The organism is Arthrobacter sp. TJ-266 (genome assembly GCF_058269115.1).
In genome coordinates, this window is sequence record NZ_JBZCNC010000001.1 from 698415 (window position 1) to 719014 (window position 20600).

The following is a 20600-nucleotide window of genomic DNA, read 5'->3' on the forward strand; positions in this document are numbered from 1 at the left end:
ACGGGTCGGCGGGTCTACGCGCCCTGGCGCGCCGTCGCCTCGCCCAGCCAGCGTGTGTATCTCAGCCAGGGGTCCTCCACACCCGCCGCCAGTCGGCGCACGTGGTCCTCGAGGGCGGGGGTTGCGCGGAACCACTCGGAGCGGTCCAGCCGCGCGTCGGCGAACTGTTCGTGCCGGCGACGCTCCACCAGGCGGTCCCCCTGTTCGAGGGCCAGCAGCTCGTCGTGCCACAGCCGCGCCAGGCGGCTGCGGGGATTCGCCGTCGTGCCGATCTTGATGCGGTCCCCGAAGCGGATGTAATAGACGACGTCGACGCGCGGCGGCGGGAGCCCGGGGTCGCGGGTCTCACCCAGGCGCCACTCGCACGCCGCGCACACCCATCCGGACGGGTACCTGACACCCGTGCGTGAACCACACGCGGGGCAGGCGACGGGCAGGACGTCCTGTACCCCGAACTCGCCCTCCACCCAGTCCGTGACCTCCGCGAGATGCGCGCTGCACAGGGGAAACGGCGCGTCCGCGGTCGGCAGCGCGCAGGGCATGCCACCCGCGTCGTCGAAGCGGCAGACCGTGGCGGGCGGTTCGGAATCGGTCACGTGTCGATCCTGCCTCCCGCCACCGACACCGCGCGACGGGGCCGGGTGGCCGGCTGGCAGAATGGGGGCGATGACTCAGCCCGAACGCGCCCTGGAGATCGACCTCGATGCCGTGCGCCACAACGTGCGCCACCTGCGCGGCGTCGCGCACCCGGCGCGCCTCATGGCGGTGGTGAAGGCGGACGCCTACGGCCACGGTGCCGTACCCGTCGCGAAGGCGGCGCTCGAGGCGGGCGCCGCCTGGCTCGGGGTGGCGCACGTGAGCGAGGGCGTGACGCTTCGTAGGGCCGGGATCGAAGCGCCCATCCTCGCTTGGCTGCACACCCCGGGTACCGATTTCTCCGCCGGTGTGGAGCACGGCCTGGACCTCGGGATCTCCGGCTGGGAGCTCGAGCACGTGGTCGCGGCAGCGCGGGAACTCGAGCGTCCGGCGATCGTGCACCTCAAGATCGACACCGGGCTGGGGCGGAACGGCTGCCCGCCCGAGCAGTGGGACGCGCTGCTCAGCCGTGCCGTGGAGCACCAGGAGGAGGGCCTCATCCGCGTGGTCGGCATCTTCTCCCACCTTGCCGTGGCCGACGAACCCTCGCGCCCCGAGACGGACCTGCAGGTGCGGGCCTTCCGCGAGGCCGTCGCGGCGGCCGAGAACGCCGGGATCGACGTCGAGGTGCGGCACCTGGCCAATACGCCCGCCACCTACTCCCGTCCGGACTGCCACTTCGACCTCGTGCGGGTGGGGCTCGGCATCTACGGGCTCTCGCCGTTCGCCGATCAGGGGTCTGCGGACCTCGGGCTGCACCCCACGATGACGTTCAGCGCGCTCGTCTCCAACGTCAAGGAGGTACCCGCCGGCCAGGGCGTCTCCTACGGTTTCGCCTACCGTACGCAGAAGCCGACGACGCTCGGGCTCATCCCGGTGGGCTACGGGGACGGCGTGCCGCGGATCGCCACGGGCGCACCGGTGCAGGTGGACGGCAGGATCTACCCGGTGGTGGGCCGTATCGCCATGGACCAGTTCGTCATCGACTTCGGCGCGACCGGTCTGCTGGGAACGCCGCACAGTCCGCTGGGCCGCCGCGCCGTCCTGTTCGGCGGTCCGGGCGCGCCCGCGGTGGAGGACTGGGCGGCCGCGGCGCAGACCATCAACTACGAGGTGGTCACGCGGATCAGCGGCCGGGTGGAGCGCAGCTACGTGGGGACACGTCACGGGGACGGGCCGGATGACGACTGCGCCTGAGTGGGCGTCGACGCACGACGTCGGGTCCGCGGAGGAGCTCCAGGATCTCGCCGCCCGCCTCGCGCCGGTGCTGCGGGAGGGTGACCTGCTGGTGCTGTCCGGTGAACTGGGGGCGGGCAAGACCACCTTCACGCAGGGCCTCGGCCGGGGCCTCGGCGTGGAGCAGCGCATCATCTCGCCCACCTTCGTGCTGGTGCGGCACCACCCCGCTCCGAGCGGGAGGCCCGGGCTCGTGCACGTCGACGCCTACCGCCTCGACAGCCCTGCAGCGGTGGACGACCTCGACCTCGACTCGACCATGCCCGGAAACGTCACGGTGGTCGAGTGGGGTGCAGGCCGCGTGGACCATCTCAGCGACAGCCGCCTGCACATCGGGATCGCGCGACCGCTCGGTGGCTCCCCAGCTCCCGGCCCGGCCGGCCCGGGCATCGTCACCGATTTCGACGACGACGGCGAGGACGAGGTGCGCACCGTCACCCTCACCGGGTTCGGCCCCCGCTGGCGGGACCGTCAGCCGACGCTCGCGCTCGACTAGGCTTGTCGGGTGCTTCTTCTCGCCCTCGACACCTCGGCCGCGGCCACGGTGGCCCTCCTGCAGGACGACGTCGTCCTCGGCCGGTTCGGCAGTGGCGACACCCGCTCGCACGCCGAGGTCCTCGCCCCCGCGGTGCAGCGCATCCTCGCCGAGGCGGGGGTGGACGGTCCCGACGTGGACGCCGTCGTCGCGGGGGTGGGTCCGGGGCCCTTCACCGGGCTGCGGGCCGGCCTCGTGACCGCGCGGACCCTCGCCTTCGTCTGGGACGTGCCCCTGCACGGGGTCATGAGCCTGGACGCCCTGGCGTTCGACGCCTCCGGCGCACTGCCCGCCGGGGAGCGGTTCCTCGTCGGGACGGACGCGCGGCGCGGGGAGGTGTACTGGGCCGAGTACCGGAAGCCCGCCCAACCCGCTCGCCTGGGCGACGACGCACCCTCCGTGCCGGATCTGCTCGACGGTCCGGTACTGCTCGACGGTCCGCACGTGGGTGCGGCAGCCGATCTCCCGACGGGCCTGCCGGTCGTCGGCCGGGCCGCAGGCCTGTACCCGGAGGAGCTCGACGGCGTGCCCGACTTCGCGACCGCTGACCCCGACGCCGTCGCGCTCGCGCGGGTGGCCCGGCTCCGGCTCCTCGCCGGGATGGTACTCAGCGACACCGCCCCTCTGTACCTCCGAGAGTCCGACGCGCAGGTTCCCGGGCCGCGGAAGCGGGCCACGTCATGACCTTCACCCTGCGGGACCTCGCCTACGAGGACATCGAGGCCCTGGCGCGCCTCGAGGTGGAACTGTTCCCGGCCGACGCCTGGCCCCTCGAGATGTTCTACGACGAGTTCTTCCAACCCGACACCCGGCGCTACATCGTGGCCGAGGTGGACGGCGAAATGGTGGGGTACGCGGGCCTCATGGTGGTGGACACGACGGCGGACATCCAGACCATCGGCGTGCTGCCCGCGGTCGAGGGCCGGGGCATAGGCCGTGCCATGCTGACGGAACTGATCGAGGAAGCTGCGCGTCGGGGCGCGGACACCGTCATGCTCGAGGTCCGCGCCGACAACCCGCGCGCCCAGCGGCTGTACGTCCGCTTCGGCTTCGAGCGCATCCACACGCGCAAGCGGTACTACCGCGACGGCGTGGACGCCTGGGTGATGCGGCTCCTCCTGCCTGCACCGGCCGAGAGAGCTGCGCCGTGACGCGCGCGGAGCCGCTCGTCCTCGGCATCGAGTCCTCGTGCGACGAGACCGGAGTGGGGATCGTCCGCGGCACGCGGCTCCTCACCAACACGGTGTCCTCCTCGATGGCGGAGCACGTGCGGTTCGGCGGCGTCATCCCGGAGATCGCCTCCCGCGCGCACCTCGACGCCTTCGTGCCGACCCTGCGCGCGGCTCTGGAAGAGGCGGGAGTCACCCTCGAGGAGATCGACGCCATCGCGGTGACGGCGGGTCCGGGCCTCTCCGGGGCCCTCATGGTGGGTGTCTCCGCGGCCAAGGCGCTCGCCGTCGCCACGGGCAAGCCGCTGTTCGCGATCAACCACCTCGTGGCGCACGTGGGCGTGGGACTGCTGGGCGGCACGTTCCCCGACGGGCTGCCCGAGGACCTCGGCGCCCTCCTCGTCTCCGGTGGCCACACGGAGATCCTCCGCGTGGGCAGTCTCGCGCACGACGTCCGGCTGCTCGGGTCCACCATCGACGACGCCGCGGGGGAGGCCTACGACAAGACCGCGCGGATCCTCGGGCTCGGGTACCCGGGCGGGCCGGCGATCGACCGGCTCGCGCGCGACGGCGACCCCACGGCGATCCGCTTCCCCCGGGGCCTGACGCAGCCGAAGTACATGGGGACGGCCGAGGCCCCCGGCCCGCACCGGTACGACTGGTCCTTCAGCGGCCTGAAGACGGCGGTGGCCCGCTCCGTGGAACAGCACGAGGCGGCGGGTCTCGAGGTGCCCGTGGCGGACATCGCGGCATCCTTCCAGGAGGCGGTGGTGGACGTCATCACCCGGAAGGCCGTCCTCGCCTGCACCGAGCACGGCATCCGCTCGTTGCTGCTCGGCGGAGGAGTCGCGGCCAATCGCCGCCTGCGGGAGCTGACCCGGGAGCGGTGCGACGCCGCCGGGATCGCGCTCACCGTCCCCGCGCCGTCGCTCTGCACGGACAACGGTGCCATGGTCGCGGCGCTCGGCGCGCAGATCGTCCTCGCGGGTGGCAGCCCGAGCGGCATCGGGTTCGGCACCGATTCCTCGCTGCCCGTCACCACCATCGTGCTCCCCGAGGTCTGACGAGGTCTAGAAGTCTGAGCCCGGAGCCGTGCCGGCCGCGGAGCGGGGCCGGACCCCCGAAGGAGTCCGGCCCCGCTCACGTGACCTGATCGGGATGGCCCGGTCCGGCCCGCCGATCAGAGCGTGCCGCGCCGGTCCGTGGTCTCCTCGTCGAGGAGATCGTTGTCGCGGAGCCCCGTCATCTCCGAGGGCACACCGGTGCCCGGGATGCCGTCCACGGCGGGCACGGGATCGACGTCGACCACACCGGCGTCATCGGTCACGGGTGGCACCGGGACGTCGTCGATCACCGTGACGGCTTCCGTGTCGGTGCCCAGGTCCGATCCCAGGCCGGTGTCGACGGGCGTCTCCGTCACGTCGACGTCGTCGTCGTTCTTCGAGCTGGAGGCCGCGACGGCGACACCTGCCACAGCGGCGGCCGCTGCGACGCCGACACCAGCGGCGAGCTTGCCGGAGATCCCTGCGCCGCCGCTGTCGCCGCGCGATCCAGCGGCGTCGTCGATCGTCGCGGTGCCCGTGCCCGGCACGGTGCCGCGCCATGCGCCCGTGGCGTAGCTCTCGGACTCGATGAACTCCTTGAAGCGGTGGAGATCGGCCTTCGCCTGGTTCTCGACGACGTTCAGCTTGTCGCCGACCTTCTCCACGAGGCCCTCGGGTTCGTACTCGAGGGAGAGGTTCACGCGCGTGGTTCCGCCGAGGTCCTCGAAGGACACGGTTCCGGCGTTCGTGGCGCCTTCGGTGGCAGCCCAGGAGACCCTGCGGTCGGGCACCTGCTCGAGGACCTTCGCCTCCCACTGTCGGCGGATGCCGCCGATCTCCGCGACCCATTCCATGCGATCGTCGCCGAGCTGGGTGATCTGCTTGACCCCGCCCATGAAGTGCGGGAACTCCGCGAACTGCGTCCACTGGTTGTACACGGTCGTCACTGGAAGATTCACCACAACGGACTCTTCGACCTTCGTGCTCATCATGCCTCCCTGGATGGTGGGACGTGCGCTGACGAAACCATCAGCAGGCTTAGCATATGGGGTCGTCAAGGACGATGCCAAGGGGCCGCGCGTGTCAGGCGGGCATCGGCAGGTTCCATTCCAGGGAGAACTCCTCCACGGTGAGCCGCGCGAGATCCACCTGCACCTCCTCCATCAGGCTGTCGGCTTCCTGGTTATCGGAGGCGTCCAGGCGGAGCACGTGGACACCGTCCGATCGGCGGCGCAGGACCGCCTGGTACAGGGACGGGCGGTCGATCAGGTCGAGGGAGATTGCGGCGAGGAAGCTGCCCGCCCACGCCAGGGTGCGCCACCCACGGGGCCGCCGCCAGGGTTCGACGGCGATCGTGAAGTGGTGCATGGCGGCTGCGCCGTCAGGCTCGGGGGCCGTGGGCAGGCTCATGACGGGACGCTCAGCTCGGCAGATCGCCGACGGTCGCGTACTTCCGCCGCCAGTCGCGGCCCTCCTCGCCGCCGTACTCGGTCCAGTACTCGCGGCCGCTCGTGATGAGGCCGTCGCGGACGGTCCAGAAGGACACCACGCGGAAGATGCCCACGTCCTCCTGCGGTACCTGCACCTCGGAGACCACCACGTCGCCGGCGTCGTGGACGTTCAGCACGTCGATGCTCCAGCCGTTCGGGTGCTCGGAATTGACCGCCACCATGTTGTCCCTGCCGCGGATGATCTCGCGCGTGACGGGCCAGAACACCTCGACGTCCTCGGCGAGCGTTGCGCCGACGGCCTTCCAGTCCCTGCTCCAGACCGCTGACCAGTACTGACGGACGACTTCCGTGGATTTCATGCCCCGATGCTACCGGTGTACGGTGTCCGCGGGACGGTCCAGGTGCGGGGTGACCTGCGTCGAGAACGCATCGGCGGTTCGTCCGATCACCGTGTCCGCCGATGTGTCCCAGATGGCCTGGTTGAAGATCTCGACCTCGACGTCGCCCGTGTATCCCGCGGCCGACACGGCCCGCGTGATGGACCCGAAGTCGATCACTCCCGAAGCGGGTAGATGCCGGGAGAGCAGCACGTCCGCCTCGAGGGGTGTCCGCCAATCGCACACCTGGTAGCTCGCGATACGGCCCTCACGTCCCGCGCGGGCGATCTGTCCCATCAGGTCGGGGTCCCACCAGACGTGGAAGGTGTCGACCACGACCGCTACCACCGCGGGGTCGAACGGTGCAGCGAGGTCGAGTGCCTGGCCGAGCGTGGAGATCACCGCGCGGTCGGATGCGTACATGGGATGAAGTGCCTCGAGCGCCAGGCGCACGCCCGCGGCGGCCGCTACCGGCGCCAGTTCGGCGAGGGCGTCCTCCACCAGCGCGCGGGCGCCGACGATGTCCTGCGAGCCCTCGGGGATGCCACCGGCCACCATCACGAGGACGGCGGCCGAGCCCGGTGCGCCCGCCGCGGCCAGCTGTGCCGTCTCGTCGATGGCCCTGCGGTTGTCCTCCATGGCTGCGCGCCGTGCGGAGCCCTCGGGAACCGTGAAGAACCCACCGCGGCACAGGCTCGAGAGCCGGAGGCCCGAGTCGGCGAGCAGCCGGACGGCGCGTGGGAGCGTCGCGGAGTGCACGGAGTCGCGCCACAGCCCGATGCTTCCGATGGTCGCGCCGGCGACCACCCGCAGGGCCTCGTCGAGGGGTGCGTACTTGATGGTCATCAACCACGGCGCCGGCATCGTGGACATCGACGTCCGAGGCAGTGATCTCCTGACCTCGGACCCGGTCGACGGCGTCAGCCCGGGGCCGTTCGGGTACGCCCTGGTCATGACGGGCAACCAGGCACCCGGGCGCCCGCCGGGCTGATGCTAGCGCTCGGGGACCTGCCGCCGCGTGCACTGGTCCGGCCGGACCCAGGCCTCGCGGGCGATCGAGAACTCGACCCATTGCGCGAGCACGGCCGTCGGCGTCCACGCCATGGCGAACCCGCGGACGGTCTGACGTGCCCCGTCGGCGTACTCGAGGTCCACCCACAGGGCGGGTGCGGGTGACGTCGACTCGGTGATGCCCTCGGTGGGCGCCTCGAGCTGGAGGGGAGGGGTGTACCGGTGGGTGGTGGGTGGCAGCCCGTGCCAGCCGGCGGCCCTAGCCACGGCGCACGGCTCGGGCGGCGGCGGGCGGCAGGGTCACGCCACCACTCTACGAGCCCGGGCGGGCGGCGCCCGGGAATCAGGCGGCGCGCGTGGGGTGGACCGGCAGCGCGCGACGGCGGCACCGGGCGGCGTCGACCCACGCCTCCCTGGCGCGGGAGAACTCGATCCACTGCGCCAGGACCTCCGTCCCGGTCCACGCCATCGCGAAGCCCTTCAGGGTGCGGGTGGAGCCGTCGGGGTAGTCGAGGTCCACCCAGAGGGCAGGCGATCGGATCGGCTCGACGACGTCCGCCGTGGGCGCCTCGAGCTGGAGCGGTGGGACGTACCTGTCGGCGCTGGGTGGGATGCCGTGCCAGCCTGGTCGTTGTGCCATGCGACGAGGGTACGTCGCGGGTCCGACCTTCGGAGGTCCGGCCTTCGAGGGTCCGACTGGAGCGACGACCGTGCAGTGGGCACCCGCTGCACAGGGGGCACCCGCAGCACAGGGGGCGCCGACTGCGCAAGGGCCCGGCGGGTGGCGGGAATCCCTCCTGCGCAGGGACGGCCTACTGGATAGCATGAACGCGACGACGTCACCTGGGGCGGGCTGCACTTTGTGCTGTGCGAGCGGTGCGTCGCCACCACCGTTGACCGTGGTTCCACCTGAGTGTGAAGTGAGCACAGCCATGACGAAGGACGACCTGCACAAGATCCGCGTAGCAGCGGCGGACAAGGAAGATGTCGAGTTCGAGCTCGACCGCGCGGAGTTGGTGCTCCAGGAGGCCGTGACGGAGGCGTTGAACCACGGCGAGGACATCAAGGTCATCGCGGAGGTGGCGGAGCTCCCGGTGGACGACGTCGTGAAGCTCGCACAGGATGTCAGCCCGGACGCCGCACTGCCCTTCTAGGGAGCTCCGGCGCCGGCCACGCGAACGGGCGCGTCGGCCGGGAGCGGACCGGCAGTGACCGAGCTGGTATTCGCTCAGCGGATACTTCGTATGTTCTTTACGCTCTTCCCCTGATACTTCGGGCGGGACAAGGTTGTTACGTGGATCACAGAGGATCCGCCTCGTACCCAGCCCGAAGGATTCAGCGTGGAAACTCCGCTCTCCCATCTCGCCCACCTGGACATCGCCAGCCCCGACGTCGAAGCCTCGGCACGCTTCTACGAGGAGAAGTTCGGCATGCGGATCGTGGACCGCGTCGACGGCGCCGTCTACCTGCGCTGCTGGGGCGACTACTACCGCTACAGCCTCGTCGTGGTGCCCGGCCCCGAGGCCGCGCTGATGCGCATGGCGTGGCGCACCTCGAGCGAGGCGGCACTGCACGACGCCGTCGTGCGGATCGAGGCGAGCGGCACCACGGGCACCTGGAAGGACTCCGGCCACGGTCACGGCCGCGCCTACGAGTTCACCGGCCCCTACGGCCACCCCATGCGCCTCTTCTTCGAGGTGGAGCGCTTCGTGGCCGAGCCCGAGTTCGCGTCCTCGTACCCTGACCGCCCCGAGCGCCGCAGCGATCACGCCGCGGCCCCGAGGTTCCTGGACCACGTGACGGTCGCCGCCTCGGACGTCCGCGGGTTCGCCCGCTGGTACAGCGAGACCCTCGGCTTCCGCGTCATGGCCTTCGTGGACCTCGACGAGGCTCCCGTCACCGTGTTCTCGGTCCTCACCACCAACGAGAAGTCGCACGATCTCGGCGTGGTCCTCGACACCTCCTCCCGGGCCGGCCGCGTCAACCACATCGCGTTCTGGGTGGACAGCACGGAGGACCTCATGCGCACTGCGGACGTCATGATGGAGCACGGCACCCCCATGGAGTACGGCCCGTCCATCCACGGCGTGGGCGAGCAGAACTTCCTCTACTTCCGTGAGCCGAGCGGACTCCGTGTGGAACTGAACTCCGGCGGCTACCGCAACTACGTGCCCGACTGGGAGGCGAACACATGGACGCCGTCCGCCGGCTCGAACAACTTCTACCGCAACGGCATCATGCCCCACTCCATGACCGAATCCTTCCCGCCCGCCGAGGGCATGACGGCCACGGAGGAGGGTGCATCCGACGCCATGAAGGAAGCGCTGCTCAACCCCTACGCCGTCCAGGGTCGTGGCTGAGATGGCCTCCGACACGCCTGCACATTCCTACGCCTTCCTCCGCTTCCGCCGCGCCGACGGCGCCACCGCCACGGGGCTCGTCGTGGGGGACCGCGTGCGGGAGATCCCGCAGGACATCCCCACGGTCATCGCGGAGTGGGCCGACCTCGAACCGGTGTTCGACGCCCTCGCCGCCGACACCTCCGACGACCGGCATGCGCTCGGCGACCTCGACGTCGTCGCGCCCGTCCAGCCGACACAGGTGCTGCAGGCCGGCGCGAACTACCGCAAGCACGTGATCGACCTCGCCGCCTCGCACCGCTCGCCGGGCGAGGACGAGGAGGAGGTGCGGCGCCGGACGGCCGAGATGATGGACAGCAGGGCGGGCCAGGGCACGCCCTACTTCTTCATCGGGCTGCCCACGGTCATCACGTCGGCCACGGCGGACCTCGTGCTGCCCTCCTACAGCGACAGCCACGACTGGGAGCTCGAGCTCGCAGCGGTGATCGGGACGCGTGCCTTCCGGGTGACGCCCGAGGATGCGCTGGCGCACGTGTTCGGGTACACCATGGTCAATGACATCACCACGCGCGAGTTCGTGTTCCGGAAGGACATGCCGGCCATCGGCTCGGACTGGTACCGCGCCAAGAACGCTCCCGGGTTCCTGCCCACGGGCCCGCTGCTCACGCCGTCGAAGTTCCTCGCCGATCCGCAGGACCTCCAGGTGACGCTGAAACTCAACGGTGACACCATGCAGGACGAATCAACGGCGGACATGATCTTCGGCGTCGCGAAGCTCGTCAGCGAGGCGTCGCAGACCGCACCGCTGCTGCCGGGTGATCTCGTGCTCACGGGCAGCCCCGCCGGCAACGGCGCCCACTGGGGCAGACTGCTGCGTGACGGCGACGTCATGGAGGGGACCATCACCGGGCTGGGCACGCAGGTGGTGCACTGCAGGGCGGAGAGCACGTCCGCGAGCAGCGACGCGGCGCAGCACGGAGCCCGGCAGGCGGCCAGGGCATGACCGCCGGGTCGGGTATCCAGTGGGCGGACCCGCTCGGTTCCATCGAGGCGATGGCCACGAACCACAACAACTGGGGCCGGTGGGGCGAGGAGGACGTCCTCGGGACGTTGAACTTCATCACGCCGGCGAAGCGCGTGGAAGCGGCGCGCCTGGTGGTCACGGGGGAGACGTACTCGCTCTCGCAGTCCTTCGACACCAACGGTCCGCAGAAGGGCTGGCGGCGCCGCACCAACCCCGTGCACACCATGACGGACACCGGCGTGGACGCCGAACGCGGGAACCAGGGGTTCCCGCACGGCATCGGCGGCGCGGACGACGTCATCTCCATGCCGCTGCAGTGCTCCACGCAGTGGGACGGCCTCGGCCACATCTTCGACCGCGGGCGGGCGTGGAACGGCCGGCGGGCGGGCGACGTCGTGACCTCCGAGGGTGATCTCGTCACCGGGATCGAGACCGCGGCCTCGGCGGTGACCACGCGGGGTGTGCTGCTCGACGTCGGACGGACGCTGGCGCCCGGGCTGGGCCGCACCGACGGGCAGCTTCCCGACGGCTTCGCGATCACGCCCGAGCACCTCGCCGAGACCATCGCCGCCCAGGGATCCAGCGCCGAGGTGCGCCGCGGCGACATCGTGGTGGTCCGCACCGGGCAGTACACGCGGGCCCGCCGGGACGGCTGGGGTGAGTACGCGGGCGGGCCGGCCCCCGGCCTCTCCTTCAACGCGGCCCCGTGGCTGCACGCCTCGGAGATCGCGGGGATCGCCACCGACACCTGGGGCTTCGAGGTGCGGCCGAACGAGTTCGACGGCGCCTTCCAGCCGCTGCACCAGATCGCGATACCCAACCTCGGTCTGTTCCTCGGCGAGATGTGGGATCTCGACGGCCTGGCCGACGCCTGCGCCGCGGACGGCCGGTACGACTTCCTGCTCACCGCCGCACCGCTGCGCATCACCGGAGCCGTGGGGTCCCCCGTGAACCCCATCGCCCTGCGCTGACAGCACCACCGGACCACCGCACCACCGCACGACCGGGGTCGGACCGACCCACCACCAGCCGTCGACCACGAAGGAGTTCGAGATGGCAGCAGTACAGAGCATCGGGATCGTAGGCTCGGGAGCCGCCGGACTGACCGCGGCCATCCTCCTCGCAGACGCGGGGCTCGACGTCGAACTGATCGAGAAGGCCAAGGTACCCCGTGCGCACGGCTCGGGCATCACCCTGCAGGGGAACGGCCTGCGCATCCTGCGGCAGCTCGGCGTCTGGCCGCAGGTCGTGGAGAAGGGATTCGCCTTCAGTACCCTGGGCCTTCGTGCGCCCGATCCGGAGGCCACCGTGATCGCCGTCCTCGACGACATCCGCACGGGCGGTGAGGACCTGCCCGCGACCATGGGCATGTACCGCCCGGACCTCACGGCGATCCTCATGGAGCGCGCCGAGGCGGCGGGGGTGCGCATCCGCCACGGACGTGCGCTGACGCACCTCGAGGACGACGGCGAGCGCGTCACCGTGACGACGACGGACGGCAGTCGCTCCACCTACGACCTGCTGATCGGCGCGGACGGGCTCCACTCGGACGTCCGCAGGGCCATCGGCATCGACGCCCGGCCCGTCGGCACGGGCATGGGGATCTGGCGGGCCTTCGTCGGCCGCCCGGCCGACGTGGTGCGCACCGACCTCATCTACGGCGGGCCCTGCTACATCGCGGGGTACTGCCCCACGGGCGAGGACTCCATCTACGCCTACCTGGTGGAGAAGGCACAGACCCGTACCCCGGAGGAGGGGCCGGCCGTCATGCGGGAGCTCGCGGCGGGCTACGGCGGGCCGTGGCGGGAGATCCGCGAGCACCTCGACGACACCGCGTCCATCAACTACACGCACTTCACGAGCCACCTCGTGGAGGGGCCGTGGCACCGTGGCCGGGTGGTCATCATCGGTGACGCCGCCCACAGCTGCCCGCCCACCGTGGCCCAGGGGGCCTCGATGGCTCTCGAGGACGCCGCCGTGCTGGCGGAACTCGTCATCCGGGAGGACGCCCTGTCCGAGGAGCTCTGGCAGGAGTTCGCCGACCGGCGGCAGCCGCGCGCGAGCGCCGTCGTCGCCGCGTCCGTGCAGGTGGGGCAGTGGATGCTCGAGGGCGTCCGCGGTGACGTGCCCGGGCTGATGAACGGCCTCTCGACCCTGCTGAAGGAGCCCGCATGAGCTCCTCCGGACAGGCCCTCCCGGTCGTCGACGTCCACGCGCACGTCCTCCTGCCGCAGCTCCAGGAGCTGGCGTCCGCCGCAGATCCCGAGGGGATGGCAGCGCAGCAGGACCTCGAGCGGCGCCGCAACGGCGGCCCGTCCCTCGCGGCGTCGGGAGCCATGATCAGTGAGCGCTGGCCGCGCCTCACCGACCTCGACCGGCGCCTCGCGGACATGGACGCCACCGGTGTGGACGTGCAGCTCGTGTCGCCCTCACCGTCGCACTTCTCCTACTTCGCGGACGAGTCACTCGCGCTCGAACTCAGCCGGCGCGCCGCAGCCCTCGTGCGGGACCTCGTGGACCGGGCGCCCACCCGCCTCAACGGCCTGGGCCTGGCGCCGCTGCAGCACCCGCACCTCATGGTCGAGGCGCTGGAGCACGCCGTCCTGGAGGTGGGACTGCTCGGCGTGGAGATCGGTTCCTTCGCCCCGCCGCGGACGGGCGCGGGGCAGGCCGGCACGGTGGAGCTCTCGGACGTGCGGCTCGATCCTTTCTGGGCGCGTGCCGAGGAGCTCGGCGCCCTCGTGTTCCTGCACCCCTTCGGCTGTTCACTGGACGAGCGGCTGGACCGCTTCTACCTCGCCAACACCGTCTCCCAGCCGGCCGAGAACGCCGTGGCGCTCTCGCACCTGATCTTCGGCGGGGTGCTCGACCGCTTCCCGGACCTGCGCTTCGTCGCGGCGCACGGGGGCGGGTACCTGCCCACGAGCATCGGCCGGTCGGATCACGCGTGGGAGGTGCGGCCGGACGCCCGGACCTGCGCCGAACCGCCGTCGTCGTACCTGCGGAAGCTCCACTTCGACTCCCTCGTGCACAGTCCGGAGGTGCTGCGGGCCCTCGTGGCCGCGGCCGGTCCGGGCCAGGTGCTCCTGGGCTCGGACTACCCGTTCGACATGGGCTCCGAGGACCCCGTGGGCGCCGTCCGCGCAGCCGGTCTCGGGGACGAGGACGCCGTCCTCTCCGGTACGGCACACCGGCTCGGCATCACGGCGGCAGCCTCCGCCCGAGCGGCGAGGTAGGCCCCGTGGTGCGCATCGCGCGCTGGCGGTCGGCTGACGGCGGCATCCGTTCGGGGTTCGTCCGGGGAGAGCAGTGCCATGCGCTGCCCGACGCCGGTACGGTCGCCGATCTCCTCCGCGCCGGCCTCGCGGAGACCCTCGCGCGGGCGGACGCCGTGTGTGGCTCCGTCCCCGGCGTCGCACTCGGCGAGGTCACGCTCGTAGCTCCCCTGGAACCGGCGAGCATGCGGGATTTCGTGGCGTTCGAGGAGCACGTGGAGGGCGTGCGGAAGAGTATCGACGGGGTGGCGGGCGTGGTTCCCGAGTGGTACCAGGCGCCCACGTTCTACTTCACGAACTCGCACACCGTCGGGGGGACGGGGGAGGTCATCGGCATCCCGGCCGGCTGCGAGGACATGGACTTCGAGACCGAGGTGGCCGCCGTGATCGGCGCCGTCCCGGGAAGTGACGGCAGGAACCTCGACGCCGCCACGGCGCACCGCCACATCTTCGGGTACACCGTCCTCAACGACTGGTCCGCCCGCGACCTCCAGCGGCGCGAGATGAGAGTGAGCCTCGGTCCGTGCAAGGGCAAGGACTTCGCCAACACCCTCGGGCCGTGGATCGTCACGGCGGACGAGTTCGAGCACCTGCACGACGACGACGGTTTCCTGCCGATCGGCATGACGGCGGAGGTCAACGGCGAGGAGGTGGGCCGGGACCTGCTCTCCAACATGGGCTGGCCGTTCGCCGACCTCGTGGCGTACGCCTCGCAGGACTCCGTGGTGGTCCCGGGTGACGTGCTCGGATCGGGTACCTGCGCCGGCGGGTGCCTGGCCGAACTCTGGGGGCGTAACGGCGGGAAGACACCACCACCGCTGGTGACGGGTGACACGGTGCGCCTCACGGTCGAGGGCATCGGAAGCATCACGAACGTGGTGGGCCCGCGGCGGGAAGCGGTCACGCGGGTCGCTGCGCGGACGCGCCCGGGGAGCGGACGGAGCTCGGTGACCTGACCTCAGCCCGGGAGCACCGCCGACCAGCCGCCGTCCACCATGAGGTTCGCGCCGGTCACGTACGCGGCCTCGTCCGAGGCGAGGAACAGGGCACACGCCGCCACGTCCTCCGGCGTGCCGATCCGCCCGAGGGGGATCGACCGCGCGATGCCGGTCATCGGGTGGTCGGGCGCCAGGAGGTCCTGCTCGGTGGCCCGCGTGCGGATCATGCCCGGGCTGACGGCGTTGACGCGGATGCCGCGGGGCGCCCCCTCTGCGGCGAGCTGCGCCGTCATCGCGATCACCGCGCCCTTCGTGGCGCTGTGCGCGAGGCGGCCGTTCGTCGTCGACCCCCGCACGCCGGCGGTGGAACCGACGAGGACGACGGCGGCGCGCGGGGCCGCGGTGAGCTGCTCCCAGAAGTGCCGGACCGGCAGGAACACCACGTCCAGCTCGTGGGCGGTGTTCCACTGCCAGTCGGCGACGGTCAGCTCGTGCACGGGGGCGAAGCGCGTGGCCGCCGCATTCGCGTACAGGATGTGGACGCCGTCGTGCTCCCGCTGCACGGCAGCCGCCCAGGCCGCCACCTCCTGGTCCTGGGTCAGGTCCACGTGCGTGTGACCGATGGTGCCGCCCGCGTCCCGGACGGCGCGCGCGGTGTCGGCGGCGCCGACGTCGTCGATGTCGCACCCGAGGATCGTCGCTCCCTCCTCCGCGAAGCGGAGCGCTGCTGCCCGGCCGAGCCCGCTGCCGATCCCCGTGATGACGGCGGTCTTCCCCGTGAGCCTCGGCGCATGCATGTGTTCTCCCTCGAACGGACGTGCCTCGACCCTGCCACCCGGCACGAGGTCACCGGAAGGCGGACGTGCGTCTACGAGGTATCCGCGATTCCGATGGTCAGCCGGTGCGGCGTCAGGGGGATCTGATCGTTGAGCGAGGTGCACGCGCGGTGCACCACGGATCTCAGCCAGCTGTGCGCCGGGTCCTCGGTCTGCGTCGGGTGCCAGTACAGCGCCTCGACCAGCGCCACCTCGTGGCCGGGTGACATGCGCAGAGCCGCGAGGGGCGCGCCGCGCTGGGCGCGTGCGGCCAGCATCGCGGGCATCATCGCCACGAGGTCCGTGCCCTCGATGAGCAGCGGGAGGGCGAGGAACCCGGCGACGACGGCGGCCACCGGACGCGTGAGACTGCGGTCGGCGAACAGGCGGTCGGCGGGCGTCAGGATCGTCTCGCCGAAGAAGCCGACGGCGTGGGGGAGCCGCGCGAGGTCCTCCAGCGTCACGGACTCCTCCTCGAGCAGCGGGTGGGCGGCGTCCACCACGGCCACGAAGCTGTCACGGAACAGTTCGCGCGAGGTGCCCTGCATGCGGTACCCCGTGGGTCCCATCAGCAGGTCCGTCCGCGAGAGCTCGGACATCTCGCCCTTGAAGCCCGAGTTGGGGACGATGTCCACGCCGACGCCGGGGGCCTCCTCGACGAGGATGCGACGGAGCGGACCCACCACGAGGGAGGCTGCGTAGTCCGAGGCCGCGATGACGAACTCGCGCTCGCTCGTGGCGGGGTCGAAGCCCGAGCGAATCCTCGTGGCCCGCTGCATGTGCGCCACGGCCTCGTTGACGAGCGGCAGCAGTGCCTGCGCGAAGGGCGTGAGCTCGTAGGTGCGGCCTGTGCGGGTGAGCAGCTCGTCGTTGAAGTGCCGCCGCAGTTTCGCCATGGCCGCGCTCGTTGCCGGTTGGCTCAGCTGCAGCCGTTCGGCAGCCCTGGACACGTTCCGCAGTTCCAGCAGCACCTGCAGGTGAGGCAGCAGGTTCAGGTCGAGGTTCCTCATGGGCCCACCCTAGCCACCACCCCCACGCCTGGCGCCTCCTCTCCGGCGGGGCGCGGGGGTGGAGGCGCTCGAGGCTCGCACCGACGGCGGCGCCCGGGACACGCGACGTGGGGTCAGACGATGGCCGGCTTCCGGGCGCGGGTGCCGGCCACGAGGGCTCCGACGAGGGCCACGAGGCTGAGGACGCCGATGGTGCCGAGCGCCACGTCGAGGCCGCCGAGGGCCGAGATGCCGATGACCACGATCGGCGTCAGGAACTGGCCGATGAACAGGGTGCTGGTCCAGATGCCGGTCCCGCGCCCCCGCTGCTCGAGCCCGAGCCCCGAGACGGCCCAGGTCAGGAGCGTGGGCAGCAGCAGCCCGGTGCCGGCACTCGCGATCACCGCGCCGGCGATCACCACGGGGATGGTGGTGGCGGCAGCCACCACCAGGAGGCCGGCGCCGGCGAAGCCGAAGGCCACCACGAGCTGCCGGGGCGTGCCGAGACGCACGAGGTAGCGGAAGGAGACGGCGCCCGCCGCCGTCGCCAGGGACGCGACGGCCGCTGCGATGCCGATCACGGCGGGGTCGGCGACGCCCAGCCCGGTGACCACGTAGGGGAGGTGGACGATCAGCGTATAGAAGACGATGCCGCCGAACAGGGTGACCAGTGACGGCACGGCCACCTGGCGCCACGGGACGGGGGTGCGGTCGGCCGTGGCCGTGGAGCGGACCGGTTCCCACAGCAGGAAGACCATGGGGAGCACGATCAGGAGGCTGACGGAGTACATCCAGAAGGGGGCGCGCCAACCGACGCTGCCGAGCGCGCCGCCGATCGCGAAGAAGGCCGTGGCGGCGAGCGCGCTGACCATGGTCTGCAGGCCGAGGTACGTGTTGCGGCGCGCGCCCGAGTAGTAGTCGGTGATCAGCGTGGTGCAGCACGTGATGATCGCCGCCTCGGCGATCCCGACGCCCACCCTCGAGGCGACGATGCTCCCGAGCGTGGTCAGGTACAGGGGAGCGGTGCCGAAGAGCGCATAGACCACCATGGCCCCGATGAGCAGTTTCTTCCGGCCCACGCGGTCGGCCACCCACCCCGCGGCGGGTGAGAAGAGGGCCACGAACAGCGCGGGCACCGTGAGCACGAGGGGCACCAGGACCGCCACGTACGCGGCGTCACCGAATTCCGCGGTGAGGGTGGGGAGGACGGGCGCCAGGAGCACGGCGCCGAGGACGGGCATGCAGCTGCCCGCGATGAGGAGCGCGGCCTGGCCGGTGGTGCCCTCCCGGGTGGCGGCACGAGCTTCGGTGGAAGGGGATTGCTCCCCGGCACGGACATTCTTCATTGAACTACCTCGCCTTCGTGGATCTCCCTGCGACGTCGGGACGGGCGTCCAGCTGCAGTGATCCCTCTCACTGTGACCGCCTGCGAGGTATCGAGGAAGAAGCTCCTCAGGATGCAAGGTATCCGCGGGGTGGATAGCAGGGATGCCGAGATGGAGGGGGTCCGCGGGCCCGTGGCAGCCGTAGGGTGAGGTCCCAGCGAGGCCGGAGGCCCGCGCACGGGAGGCGGCACATGACAGCTGGAACGGCACACCACACGACGACGGTCGAGGACAGGCGGGCGATGCTCGAGCGGTTCTGCGACCTCTTCTACCACCGACGGGAGGTCCGCCGAGCCTTCGAGGACCACGTGGCTGAGGACTACATCCAGCACAACCCGTCCATTGCGGACGGGCGGCAGGCCGCGATCGAGTTCCTCGTCGCGAGGTTCGGTGGAGAGGGGGTCTCCTTCGCGGTGCAGCGCCTGCTGGTGGACGGTGACCTCGCCGCCGTGCACGTCAGGGCCACGTTCCCCGGGCGGCCCGTCCTCGCGGTCGTGGACCTCTACCGCGTCGAGGATCGACGGATCGTCGAACACTGGGACGTCCTGCAGCCCGTCCCCGAGCACGCCGAGAACCCGCACCCGATGTTCTGACGACCCTCGTCGGGCGTCGCCTCCACCGGTCCGCGTCGGGCCGGGTCACGGCCTGCTGTCAGAGGCCGAGCGACTCCAGGACGGGGAGCTCGGCACGCGCACGCGCCTTCGCCTCGAGGGCCGTGGGCGCAGCGAGCGCGATCGCCGCGATGCGTTCCGCCTCGGCGCGCGTCACGCTCGCGAGGACAGCACCGACGCCCGCGAGCGCGCGCGGGGTCATCGAGAGCGTTGCCACACCGAGGCCCACGAGCACGACGGCGAGGGCGGGATCCGCCGCGGCCTCACCGCAGACGCCGACGGGCTTGCCGGAACCCTCCGCCACGGAGCCCTCGACGGTGAGCTGCACCATGCGCAGCACGGCCGGTTGCCACGAGTTGTTCAGCGAGGCCAGGGAACCCAGCTGGCGGTCGGCCGCCATCGTGTACTGCGTGAGGTCGTTGGTTCCGAGGCTCGCGAAGGACACCTCTCCGAGGATGGATGCGGCCATCACGGCGGCGGAAGGCACCTCGACCATCACGCCCGGCGTCCGCAGGCCCGCCTCTGAGCACATCCGCGCGAAGTCGGCGGCCTCCTCGGCGGTGGAGATCATGGGAGCCATGACCCAGACGTCGGCCGAGGACTGCCCGGTGGCGGTCGCGATCGCGGCGAGCTGTCGGGTGAGGACGCCGGGGGAGGTGAGATCGGTGCGGTACCCACGGACACCGAGCGCCGGGTTCGGCTCGCTCGTGTCGGTGAGGAACGGCAGGGGCTTGTCGGCGCCGGCGTCGAGCGTCCTGACCACCACCTTCTTGCCCGGGAAGGCGTCGAAGACGCCCTTGTAGGCCTCCACCTGGTCCTCGGTGCTGGGCTCCGTGTCCCGTCCGAGGAAGCAGAACTCGGTGCGGAGCAGGCCCACGCCCTGGGCGTTGGCAGCGGCGGCCTTCACGGCGTCCTTCGCGCCTCCCACGTTGGCCAGCAGGGCCACCTCGTGGCCGTCGGCGGTGACGCCGGCGCCGTCGAACACGGTGAGCGCCTCGGCGGCCGCGGCGTACGCCTCGGCAGCGGCCTGCTCGTCCGCGCCCGGATCGAGGGACACGGTGCCGGCCGCGCCGTCCACGAACACGGCCGTACCGCCCGGGATGTCGTCCACGCCCGTGGCCGCGACGACGGCGGGGAGGCCGAGCGAGCGCGCGATGATCGCGGTGTGGGACTGCGGTCCGCCTCCGGAGGTCACCAACGCGAGGACCATCGACGGATCGAGGGTCGCGGTGTCCGCGGGGGCGAGATCCTCGGCCACCAGGACGAAGGGCGCGTCCGACGCCGGGATGCCCGGGGCGGGGAGGCCCTGGAGTTCGGCGACGATGCGCGCGCGGACGTCGAGGACGTCCGCGGTCCGCTCCGCCATGTACCCGCCGAGGTTGTGGAGCATCTCGGCCACGGACGCACCGGCCTCCCAGATCGCACGGGACGGCGAGGACCCGCCATTGATGAGTTTCGTCGCGGATTTCAGGAGCATGGGGTCCGCGGCCATGAGCGACGTCGCCTGGAGGACCGCCTGCGCATCACCCTTGGCGGCCGCGGCACGGCGCTTGAGTTCCTCCTGCACGGCCTTGCTCGCGGTCTTGAGGGCGGCCACGGCCTGCTCGGGAGCGTCCGCCGGGTCGAGGCGCTCGCCGGCCGGGGGCTCACCGACAGGGTGGGGCATGTGGAGAACGGGGCCGATCACGCGTCCCGGGCTGACACCGACGCCTGCGAACTTCTCCATTGAATGTCCTCATCTCTAG

The 20600-nt window shown here is 71.6% G+C and carries 25 protein-coding genes; 14 read left to right on the forward strand and 11 right to left on the reverse strand.

Going from position 1 to position 20600, the window contains the following annotated elements:
* Positions 1-14: 14 nt before the first annotated feature.
* Positions 15-596, reverse strand: a complete 582-nt coding sequence (locus AC4D12_RS03590) for a GIY-YIG nuclease family protein (protein WP_490948453.1) — start codon at positions 594-596, stop codon at positions 15-17.
* Positions 597-666: 70 nt separating this feature from the next.
* On the opposite strand from AC4D12_RS03590, the gene alr reads away from it, so the two are divergent.
* The 5 genes from alr to tsaD are packed head-to-tail and all read left to right on the forward strand — an operon-like array spanning position 667 to position 4640.
* Complete coding sequence (alr, locus tag AC4D12_RS03595; RefSeq protein WP_490948454.1) at positions 667-1833, forward strand: alanine racemase; 1167 nt, start codon at positions 667-669, stop codon at positions 1831-1833.
* Positions 1817-2368 carry a tRNA (adenosine(37)-N6)-threonylcarbamoyltransferase complex ATPase subunit type 1 TsaE gene (gene tsaE / locus AC4D12_RS03600; protein ID WP_490948456.1) on the forward strand — a complete coding sequence of 184 codons (552 nt, stop codon included), beginning with the start codon at positions 1817-1819 and terminating at the stop codon, positions 2366-2368. Before alr ends, tsaE begins: the two co-directional genes overlap by 17 nt.
* A 9-nt stretch (positions 2369-2377) precedes the next feature.
* Positions 2378-3091, forward strand: a complete 714-nt coding sequence (gene tsaB / locus AC4D12_RS03605; protein WP_490948458.1) for a tRNA (adenosine(37)-N6)-threonylcarbamoyltransferase complex dimerization subunit type 1 TsaB — start codon at positions 2378-2380, stop codon at positions 3089-3091.
* Positions 3088-3558: a ribosomal protein S18-alanine N-acetyltransferase gene (rimI, locus tag AC4D12_RS03610; protein ID WP_490948460.1), complete on the forward strand. Its 471-nt coding sequence runs from the start codon at positions 3088-3090 to the stop codon at positions 3556-3558. Before tsaB ends, rimI begins: the two co-directional genes overlap by 4 nt.
* On the forward strand, positions 3555-4640 hold the full coding sequence (gene tsaD / locus AC4D12_RS03615; RefSeq protein ID WP_490948462.1) for a tRNA (adenosine(37)-N6)-threonylcarbamoyltransferase complex transferase subunit TsaD: 1086 nt from the start codon (positions 3555-3557) through the stop codon (positions 4638-4640). The genes rimI and tsaD overlap by 4 nt, the downstream gene beginning before the upstream one ends.
* Positions 4641-4756: 116 nt before the next feature.
* On the opposite strand, the gene AC4D12_RS03620 is transcribed toward tsaD, so the two are convergent.
* The 4 genes from AC4D12_RS03620 to AC4D12_RS03635 all read right to left on the reverse strand — a co-directional run bounded on the left by AC4D12_RS03620 (position 4757) and on the right by AC4D12_RS03635 (position 7293).
* Complete coding sequence (locus AC4D12_RS03620) at positions 4757-5611, reverse strand: SRPBCC family protein (protein ID WP_490948464.1); 855 nt, start codon at positions 5609-5611, stop codon at positions 4757-4759.
* 91 nt (positions 5612-5702) lie between these two features.
* Entirely contained in the window at positions 5703-6029 is a 327-nt protein-coding gene (locus AC4D12_RS03625; protein ID WP_490948466.1) for a hypothetical protein, read from the reverse strand.
* 10 nt (positions 6030-6039) lie between these two features.
* Complete coding sequence (locus tag AC4D12_RS03630; protein ID WP_490948468.1) at positions 6040-6429, reverse strand: nuclear transport factor 2 family protein; 390 nt, start codon at positions 6427-6429, stop codon at positions 6040-6042.
* Positions 6430-6438: 9 nt separating this feature from the next.
* A complete protein-coding gene (locus tag AC4D12_RS03635; RefSeq protein WP_490948470.1) occupies positions 6439-7293 on the reverse strand; it encodes a sugar phosphate isomerase/epimerase family protein in 855 nt (284 codons plus the stop codon).
* Between AC4D12_RS03635 and AC4D12_RS03640 the strand changes: the two genes are divergently transcribed.
* Entirely contained in the window at positions 7286-7438 is a 153-nt protein-coding gene (locus AC4D12_RS03640; RefSeq protein ID WP_490948472.1) for a hypothetical protein, read from the forward strand. The two genes, AC4D12_RS03635 and AC4D12_RS03640, sit on opposite strands and share 8 nt — an antisense overlap.
* 2 nt (positions 7439-7440) lie before the next feature.
* Here AC4D12_RS03640 and AC4D12_RS03645 read toward each other — a convergent pair whose 3' ends face one another.
* Positions 7441-7725 (reverse strand): hypothetical protein, encoded by a 285-nt coding sequence (locus AC4D12_RS03645; RefSeq protein WP_490948474.1) that lies wholly within the window; start codon positions 7723-7725, stop codon positions 7441-7443.
* Between the two features lie 76 nt (positions 7726-7801).
* Positions 7802-8098 (reverse strand): hypothetical protein, encoded by a 297-nt coding sequence (locus AC4D12_RS03650; RefSeq protein WP_490948476.1) that lies wholly within the window; start codon positions 8096-8098, stop codon positions 7802-7804.
* A gap of 292 nt (positions 8099-8390) precedes the next feature.
* On the opposite strand from AC4D12_RS03650, the gene AC4D12_RS03655 reads away from it, so the two are divergent.
* The 7 genes from AC4D12_RS03655 (at position 8391) to AC4D12_RS03685 (ending at position 15073) form a co-directional block, all read left to right on the forward strand.
* A complete protein-coding gene (locus tag AC4D12_RS03655) occupies positions 8391-8612 on the forward strand; it encodes a hypothetical protein (RefSeq protein WP_490948478.1) in 222 nt (73 codons plus the stop codon).
* A gap of 186 nt (positions 8613-8798) precedes the next feature.
* Entirely contained in the window at positions 8799-9818 is a 1020-nt protein-coding gene (locus tag AC4D12_RS03660; protein ID WP_490948480.1) for a VOC family protein, read from the forward strand.
* A gap of 1 nt (position 9819) precedes the next feature.
* Positions 9820-10821 (forward strand): fumarylacetoacetate hydrolase family protein, encoded by a 1002-nt coding sequence (locus tag AC4D12_RS03665; RefSeq protein ID WP_490948482.1) that lies wholly within the window; start codon positions 9820-9822, stop codon positions 10819-10821.
* A complete protein-coding gene (locus tag AC4D12_RS03670; RefSeq protein ID WP_490948484.1) occupies positions 10818-11813 on the forward strand; it encodes a cyclase family protein in 996 nt (331 codons plus the stop codon). Before AC4D12_RS03665 ends, AC4D12_RS03670 begins: the two co-directional genes overlap by 4 nt.
* A gap of 82 nt (positions 11814-11895) precedes the next feature.
* Positions 11896-13017, forward strand: a complete 1122-nt coding sequence (locus AC4D12_RS03675) for an FAD-dependent monooxygenase (protein ID WP_490948486.1) — start codon at positions 11896-11898, stop codon at positions 13015-13017.
* A complete protein-coding gene (locus AC4D12_RS03680) occupies positions 13014-14078 on the forward strand; it encodes an amidohydrolase family protein (protein WP_490948488.1) in 1065 nt (354 codons plus the stop codon). Before AC4D12_RS03675 ends, AC4D12_RS03680 begins: the two co-directional genes overlap by 4 nt.
* 5 nt (positions 14079-14083) lie before the next feature.
* Positions 14084-15073, forward strand: a complete 990-nt coding sequence (locus tag AC4D12_RS03685; protein WP_490948490.1) for a fumarylacetoacetate hydrolase family protein — start codon at positions 14084-14086, stop codon at positions 15071-15073.
* 2 nt (positions 15074-15075) lie between these two features.
* Here AC4D12_RS03685 and AC4D12_RS03690 read toward each other — a convergent pair whose 3' ends face one another.
* The 3 genes from AC4D12_RS03690 to AC4D12_RS03700 all read right to left on the reverse strand — a co-directional run bounded on the left by AC4D12_RS03690 (position 15076) and on the right by AC4D12_RS03700 (position 18205).
* On the reverse strand, positions 15076-15852 hold the full coding sequence (locus tag AC4D12_RS03690; RefSeq protein WP_490948492.1) for an SDR family NAD(P)-dependent oxidoreductase: 777 nt from the start codon (positions 15850-15852) through the stop codon (positions 15076-15078).
* A gap of 71 nt (positions 15853-15923) precedes the next feature.
* Positions 15924-16880, reverse strand: coding sequence for a LysR family transcriptional regulator (locus AC4D12_RS03695; RefSeq protein ID WP_490948494.1), 957 nt, complete (start codon positions 16878-16880; stop codon positions 15924-15926).
* Between the two features lie 113 nt (positions 16881-16993).
* Positions 16994-18205 (reverse strand): MFS transporter, encoded by a 1212-nt coding sequence (locus AC4D12_RS03700; protein ID WP_490948496.1) that lies wholly within the window; start codon positions 18203-18205, stop codon positions 16994-16996.
* A 230-nt stretch (positions 18206-18435) separates the two neighbouring features.
* Between AC4D12_RS03700 and AC4D12_RS03705 the strand changes: the two genes are divergently transcribed.
* Positions 18436-18837: a nuclear transport factor 2 family protein gene (locus tag AC4D12_RS03705; protein ID WP_490948498.1), complete on the forward strand. Its 402-nt coding sequence runs from the start codon at positions 18436-18438 to the stop codon at positions 18835-18837.
* 58 nt (positions 18838-18895) lie between these two features.
* Here AC4D12_RS03705 and ptsP read toward each other — a convergent pair whose 3' ends face one another.
* The gene (gene ptsP, locus AC4D12_RS03710) at positions 18896-20581 is read right to left on the reverse strand and encodes a phosphoenolpyruvate--protein phosphotransferase (protein WP_490948500.1); all 1686 of its coding nucleotides are present in this window, start codon (positions 20579-20581) and stop codon (positions 18896-18898) included.
* Between the last annotated feature and the right edge of the window lie 19 nt (positions 20582-20600).